Genomic DNA, 5,779 nt, shown 5'->3' on the forward strand with positions numbered 1-5,779 from the left:
CTTCCCAGCACACGCGGAAGGAAATGACGCGGTCCGGCTCGGCGATGCGGCGCAGGATCTGAGCCTCGTGATATTTCGGCTTGTCGCCCATGAAATCGAAAATATCTTCCGCCACTTCGGTGACGGCCTGCACGAATTCCAGCTGCCCCGGATTGCGGCGGCTCACCCCTTGGATAAAGCCATCCAGATCGACATGATCACTTGCGCTCATTAAAATTCTCCCCCGGTTGCAAGCCAGACGCTGCGCGGCGCCAGCCTCGATCACACACGACATGTTACCAGCCACCCGCTGGACAACATGCCGCACGCACGTCACCGTATCAGAAATTCAGCTGCGGCAAAGGGGGGGGCTGATCAAAGCCGGGCGGCGGCGTCAAAGGCCCAAACCCCCGGCCCGTCCGGCAGGCCGGCGCTTGTCAGGCCGCAGCCGGCGTCAGCGTGGGCGCGGGCGTCACAGTTGTTTCGTGGGCGGCAATCAGGGCGCGATCATCATGGTCCCACGGATGGAAACCGGGGCGGAAATAGGCCGCCCACGCCCACGCCACCTGCCGCAACACCCCGGGCGCGCCCAGCAGATACCACGCCAGCCGCGCCTTTGCTCGCCAGCCGGTGATGCCATCCTGCGCCAGCAGCGCCAGCGCATCCTTCACCCGATTGGCGACGAAATTGCGGGAAACGCGCAGGAACACCGCGCTGCGGATCGCCCAGCGCTTTGCCGGCTTCAGGCTGCGGGTGACGTGCATGTAGGTATCAAAGGCAACGCCCTTGTGCTCGATTTCCTCGATGGCGTGCCAGGTCCACATCGCCCGTGTATCCGCGCTCGCGCCGTCAAATTGCCGGCCGCCGTGCGCCAGCATGGCGTGGGCAAAGATCGCGGTGAAATGCTCAAGGCTCACCGTCACCAGCAGCTGTGCCACCGGGTGGGTTGTGCGCGCCAGCACCAGGCTTTGGGCAATGCGCTGTTCGATGGCAGCGATGTCATAGCCGGCATCGCTGATCTGACGGTTAAAGGCGACATGTTCGCGGGTGTGATAGGCTTCCTGACGCACGAAATCGTCGATCTGCGCCTGCAATTGCGGCGGCACTGCATCACGAAACCGGCGCACAGTTTCGATGAAAAAGGTCTCCCCGTCCGGGAAACTGGCCGAAAGCGCGTTGTGCCAGGCGGTTGCGACGGGATCGCCGCCCAGCCACCAACGGCCGCGCACCTCATCACGGCCAAAACGCAGATTGCGCGGCGTGATCACCAGATCAGCCGGTGCAACCCCAGACGCTGCCGACCCCATTACTGCACCGCCAGCAATTCGACGTCGAACATCAGCGTGGCACCCGGCGGGATCACCCCGCCAGCCCCGCGCTCGCCATAGCCGGCTTCGGGCGGCACGATCAGGGTGCGCTGGCCGCCCACCTTCATGCCGGCCACGCCTTCATCCCAGCCCAGGATCACCTGACCCGTCCCGAGCGCAAACACGAACGGCTGCCCCCGGTCACGCGAGCTGTCGAACTTGGTGCCCTTGCCGCCATCGACAAACAGCCAGCCAGTATAATGCACGGCCACCGATCGGCCCGGCTCGGCCATTTCGCCAGTGCCGGCCTTCACTTCGATTGCTTTGGTGCCGCCAGGCAAAACTGCCGGCTGGGCAGCGGCGCTGGTGGCTGCAATCGCAGCAACAGAAGCAGCAAGGGCGGCGATGGAGGCGGCGGATGACATGAGCATGTTCCTGACGTTACGGTGCGGCCGTGATGTGGCCGCTGCCGCGCCCGCAATCAAGTGGATGTTGAGCCGCTGATCCCCAATCGGTGCTGCAAAAAGCCGATTACCCGCGTTTCGGCGGCCCTGCCCGGGCCATCATCTGGCAAATGCACCGTCAACACGCTGTGCGGGGCCATGCCGGTATCCGGGCGGGCATGTTCGTCAGCCAGTTCGACGGTTTCGACCCGGCCGGGGAATTCGCGTTCATACCGGCGGAAACGCGCATCGGGCACCAATTTGTCCGATCGGTAACGCAGCGCGAGCAGCGACAGATCCTCGGCCTCGAATCGCCGCCGCGCGCAGGCGATTTCGGCGGGTGTGGCATCAATGCTGCCCGCCTTGGCGCCGTTCAACGGCAAGCTGGGCTGGCTCAGCACCGGCGCGATCACGCTGGGCTCCGTCATCATCGCCAGTGCAAAACCGCCGGTAAAACACATCCCCACCGCGCCCACCCCTGGCCCGCCGCAGTCGGCATGCGCCTGCCGCGCCAGCGCCCGCAGCCAATCGACAATCGGGCTGGAACGGCCATCGGACCACGCCGAAAACTCGCGCCTGATGCAGATATTGAGGAACAATTGCTTCACCGCCGCCGCCTTGGTGGGCACCGATCCGGGCGTGCCAAACAGGCTGGGGCAGAACACTGTCATGCCCGCTGCCGCCAGCCGATCGGCAAATTCGATGACGAGCGTGTGCAGGGCCGGCACCTCGTGGATCACGATCACCGCCGGGCCGGTGCCACGGCGATAGACGGGGCGCGTGTACGGGCCGGCGGTGAAATCGGCGAGGCTGTAGTCGGATAATGGCATGGATGGTTCCCCCTGTGGCGAACAGTGCGATCGGGGAACCGGGCTGTCAAACGAAGGCCTTGCAGGCGCGGCCGGCGGCGGAGCCGCCGAGTCCGCTTTGGGTGTGAAGGAAGGGGAAGGAGGAGCGTGGCGGAGCCACGTCGTCAGACGAGTCAAAAAAAGCGGCCGGAGGGGCCGCCGCTTTTGCTCGCTGGCCGGCTTTGCGCCTGTCGGCGCGCCTGGCATGCGCCATACGCGCTCGCGGCGCGGCGGCGTGGTGGGTCCTTCGGGACTTGAACCCGAAACCTACCGCTTAAAAGGCGGTCGCTCTAACCGATTGAGCTAAGGACCCATGGCCACGGGCCATACACGCCATCACGCGCGGGGCCGGGCTTTAGGGCGAAGCGCGCGCGTGTGCAACTGTCTTGCGGTGCGGCCCATTATCGGGTGCCGCCAATCAGGCGCGACCGTCACCAACGGATCGAGCACGAAGCGGCGTTCTGCGAGGCGCGGGTGCGGCACGATCAGGTCGGGCAGCCGCACAACGGCAGCACCGGCAGCAAGGATATCAAGGTCCAGCACCCGGTCCCCCCAGCGCTGGCCGGTGCGGCGGCCAAATTCGCGTTCGATGCCTTTCAAGCGGGCCAGCAGATCGGGCAAACTGCCCGGCCAATCCAGCGCTGCCACCGCGTTGGCATAACGCCGGCTGCCCGGCCCGATGGGGGCGGTTGCGAAGATCGGCGACACGCGCAGCACCGGCCCCAGCCCGGCCAGCGCCCGTGCGGCGGCGCGCACAACACCAGCCGGCCGGCCATGGCGGCCGTGGCAGCGGTTTGATCCCAGCGCGACAAGCACGATTGCCATATTGTTCACAGCCCCTACAGGCATAGTCGATGACTGACGAGACCACACTTCACCACCCCGGCACCCCTCCCCACCCCGGCACGCCGCCAATCGATTGCCCGCTGTGCCCACGCCTGGTCGCCTATCGCGCCGAGCAAATGGCGCGCCATGCCGATTGGTGGAACGCCCCGGTGCCGCCGCTGGGCAATGCCGGCGCCTGGATGGCCATCATCGGCCTGGCCCCCGGCCTGAAAGGTGCCAATCGCACCGGCAAGCCCTTCCACGGCGATGAAGCCGGCAAGATGCTGTTTGCCACGCTCGCAGAACTGGGTCTGGCAAGCGAAACGCCTGGCGGCTGGCCGGGGGACTGGGACGCGCCCGGCCTGTTCATCACCAACACAGTGGCCTGCGCCCCGCCCGGCAACCTGCCCGACACGGCCGAAAAGCATAATTGCCGCCCGTATCTTGCAGCGCAGCTCGCCGCCCTGCCCGCTTTGAAAGTCGTGGTGGCGCTGGGCGAAACCGCCCACCAGGCCGCAATCAAGGCCATCGGCGGCAAGCTGCCAAAATATCGCTTCGCTCACGGCACTGCCCACAAACTGCCGTCGGGCGTGGTGCTGGTGGACAGCTATCATTGCAGCCGCCTCAACACCAACACTGGGCTGCTCACGCCGGAAATGTTCAAGGCGGCGCTCGAAACCGCGGTGGCGGCGGGCGGTCAGCAGGGCTGATCGCCCGTCTGTCCTACACGGGCCAAGCCTGTCATCATGGCGCTGCCCGGCGTTGCGGCGCGAGTGGGCGCAGGCTGGGTCAAAATCCCCAGTTCCGTACGAAACGTCAAAAGTGGCAAATTTGAATCGACGATCCGCCCGGCTTCATCCGGGCGCAAGCTGGGCGTCCGGCTCCGAAATTGAGCTCTTTGAAATTTTCTAGATGTCCTGCGCCAGCCGCCCGTAAAGCTCGGGCCGGCGGTCGCGGAAAAAGCCGAAGGCGGCGCGGTGGCGGGCGGCGAGGTCGAGGTTGAAGGTGGCTTTGACCACGCCCGGGGTGTGATCGTCCAGATCGTTCACGATGTCGCCGCGCTGATCGCAGGCAAAACTGGTGCCGTAGAATGTCTGCGCATGCGGTGTTCCGGCTTCTTCGGTGCCGATGCGGTTGCAGGCCAGCACGGGCACCACGTTGGACACCGCATGCCCCACCATCGCCCGGCGCCACAGCCGGCGGGTATCAAGTTCGGGATCGTGCGGTTCGGTGCCGATGGCGGTGGGATACAGCAGCACTTCAGCGCCCATCAGCATCATGGCGCGGGCGGTTTCCGGGTACCACTGGTCCCAACAGATGCCGACGCCGATGACGCCGTGCTTGGTCGGCCACACCTTGAAGCCGGTGTTGCCGGGACGGAAATAGAATTTCTCCTCATAGCCCGGCCCGTCGGGAATATGGCTTTTGCGGTAGACGCCCATCACGTTGCCGCCGTCGTCGATCATCGCGAGGCTGTTGTAATGATGATGCCCGTCCTTCTCGAAGAACGAGCACGGGATGTAGGTGCGGGTTTCCAGCGCCACTTCACGCATCGCCGCCACCGCCGGGTGCTTGTCCAGCGGCAGGGCGTTCACGAACAGGCCTTCATCCTCGTGCCGGCAGAAATAATGGCCTTCGAACAATTCGGGCGGCAGCACGACATCCGCGCCGTCGGCCGCAGCGCGGGCGGCGGTAGCAGTCATGGCGATATCGGCATCGCGATTGCCGGAGAACGCCAGTTGCAGGCCGGCGACGGTGATGGTGCGGGTCATGACGCGGCCCATAGCGCACCAATGTAGCGCGCGAAAGATGCCCCGCGCGCCTGCCCCTATTTCGGCTGCTGTTGGGTGATGCAGTGGAAGCTGCCGCCGCCGGTGAGAATATGATCGGCGCGCATGCCGATCACCTCGCGGTCGGGGAAAAGCGCGGCGATGGCTTTCACCGCGTCCGCATCGCTGGCCACGCCATACAGCGGCACCACCACCACCGCATTGGCGATGTAGAAATTCATGTGGCTGGCCGGCACGATTTCGCCATCGCGTATCACCTTGCCCGGCGACGGCACTGGCACGATCTCCAGCCCGAAATCGCGGGCACGGTCCCACGCGTCTTCGTAAATGTCCTTGTTGGGATCGTCCTTGCCGGCCGCCACCGGCAACGCCAGCCGGCCGGGGCCAACAAACCGCGCCAGATTGTCGACATGGCCATCGGTGTGATCGTTCATCAGGCCTTCGCCCAGCCACAGCACCCGATCAAGGCCAAGATTGCGGCGCAGGTGACTTTCCACCTCGTGACGATCCATCTTGGGGTTGCGATTGACGTTGAGCAGGCATTGCTCGGTAGTCACCACCAGGCCTGTGCCTGCCACATCGATGGC

Annotated in this window: 7 protein-coding genes, 1 tRNA gene and 1 pseudogene; 1 reads left to right on the plus strand and 8 read right to left on the minus strand. The window is 65.4% G+C overall.

The window, feature by feature from the left end; genetic code table 11:
* The 6 genes and pseudogenes from ACESL8_RS04835 to folK form a co-directional block, all read right to left on the minus strand.
* Positions 1-211: pseudogene (locus ACESL8_RS04835) on the minus strand (glutamate dehydrogenase); the annotation flags it as partial.
* Positions 212-416: 205 nt separating this feature from the next.
* Complete coding sequence (locus tag ACESL8_RS04840; RefSeq protein WP_372916502.1) at positions 417-1,286, minus strand: metal-dependent hydrolase; 870 nt, start codon at positions 1,284-1,286, stop codon at positions 417-419.
* Positions 1,286-1,711, minus strand: a complete 426-nt coding sequence (locus tag ACESL8_RS04845) for an FKBP-type peptidyl-prolyl cis-trans isomerase (RefSeq protein ID WP_372916503.1) — start codon at positions 1,709-1,711, stop codon at positions 1,286-1,288. Before ACESL8_RS04845 ends, ACESL8_RS04840 begins: the two co-directional genes overlap by 1 nt.
* Positions 1,712-1,767: 56 nt before the next feature.
* A complete protein-coding gene (locus tag ACESL8_RS04850) occupies positions 1,768-2,559 on the minus strand; it encodes a dienelactone hydrolase family protein (RefSeq protein WP_372916504.1) in 792 nt (263 codons plus the stop codon).
* Between the two features lie 254 nt (positions 2,560-2,813).
* Positions 2,814-2,890 (minus strand) — tRNA-Lys (locus tag ACESL8_RS04855).
* A 23-nt stretch (positions 2,891-2,913) separates the two neighbouring features.
* Entirely contained in the window at positions 2,914-3,402 is a 489-nt protein-coding gene (folK, locus tag ACESL8_RS04860; protein WP_372916505.1) for a 2-amino-4-hydroxy-6-hydroxymethyldihydropteridine diphosphokinase, read from the minus strand.
* A 29-nt stretch (positions 3,403-3,431) separates the two neighbouring features.
* On the opposite strand from folK, the gene ACESL8_RS04865 reads away from it, so the two are divergent.
* Entirely contained in the window at positions 3,432-4,112 is a 681-nt protein-coding gene (locus ACESL8_RS04865) for a uracil-DNA glycosylase (RefSeq protein ID WP_372916507.1), read from the plus strand.
* A gap of 198 nt (positions 4,113-4,310) precedes the next feature.
* Here the strand turns inward: ACESL8_RS04865 and ACESL8_RS04870 are convergent, their stop codons facing one another.
* Both ACESL8_RS04870 and ACESL8_RS04875 read right to left on the minus strand, forming a co-directional pair.
* Positions 4,311-5,174, minus strand: a complete 864-nt coding sequence (locus ACESL8_RS04870; protein ID WP_372916508.1) for a nitrilase-related carbon-nitrogen hydrolase — start codon at positions 5,172-5,174, stop codon at positions 4,311-4,313.
* A gap of 56 nt (positions 5,175-5,230) precedes the next feature.
* Positions 5,231-5,779: agmatine deiminase family protein (locus ACESL8_RS04875; protein ID WP_372916509.1), on the minus strand; the 549-nt coding region annotated here is incomplete at its 5' end.

Origin of the sequence: Sandarakinorhabdus sp., assembly GCF_041689835.1 — a bacterium.
GTDB lineage: Bacteria > Pseudomonadota > Alphaproteobacteria > Sphingomonadales > Sphingomonadaceae > Sandarakinorhabdus.

Coding starts and splice junctions, on each gene's coding strand:
- ACESL8_RS04840 (WP_372916502.1), bottom strand. CDS start 1,286: ATGGGGTCGGCAGCGTCTGGGGTTGCACCGGCTGATCTGGTGATCACG.
- ACESL8_RS04845 (WP_372916503.1), bottom strand. CDS start 1,711: ATGTCATCCGCCGCCTCCATCGCCGCCCTTGCTGCTTCTGTTGCTGCG.
- ACESL8_RS04850 (WP_372916504.1), bottom strand. CDS start 2,559: ATGCCATTATCCGACTACAGCCTCGCCGATTTCACCGCCGGCCCGTAC.
- folK (WP_372916505.1), bottom strand. CDS start 3,402: ATGGCAATCGTGCTTGTCGCGCTGGGATCAAACCGCTGCCACGGCCGC.
- ACESL8_RS04865 (WP_372916507.1), top strand. CDS start 3,432: ATGACTGACGAGACCACACTTCACCACCCCGGCACCCCTCCCCACCCC.
- ACESL8_RS04870 (WP_372916508.1), bottom strand. CDS start 5,174: ATGACCCGCACCATCACCGTCGCCGGCCTGCAACTGGCGTTCTCCGGC.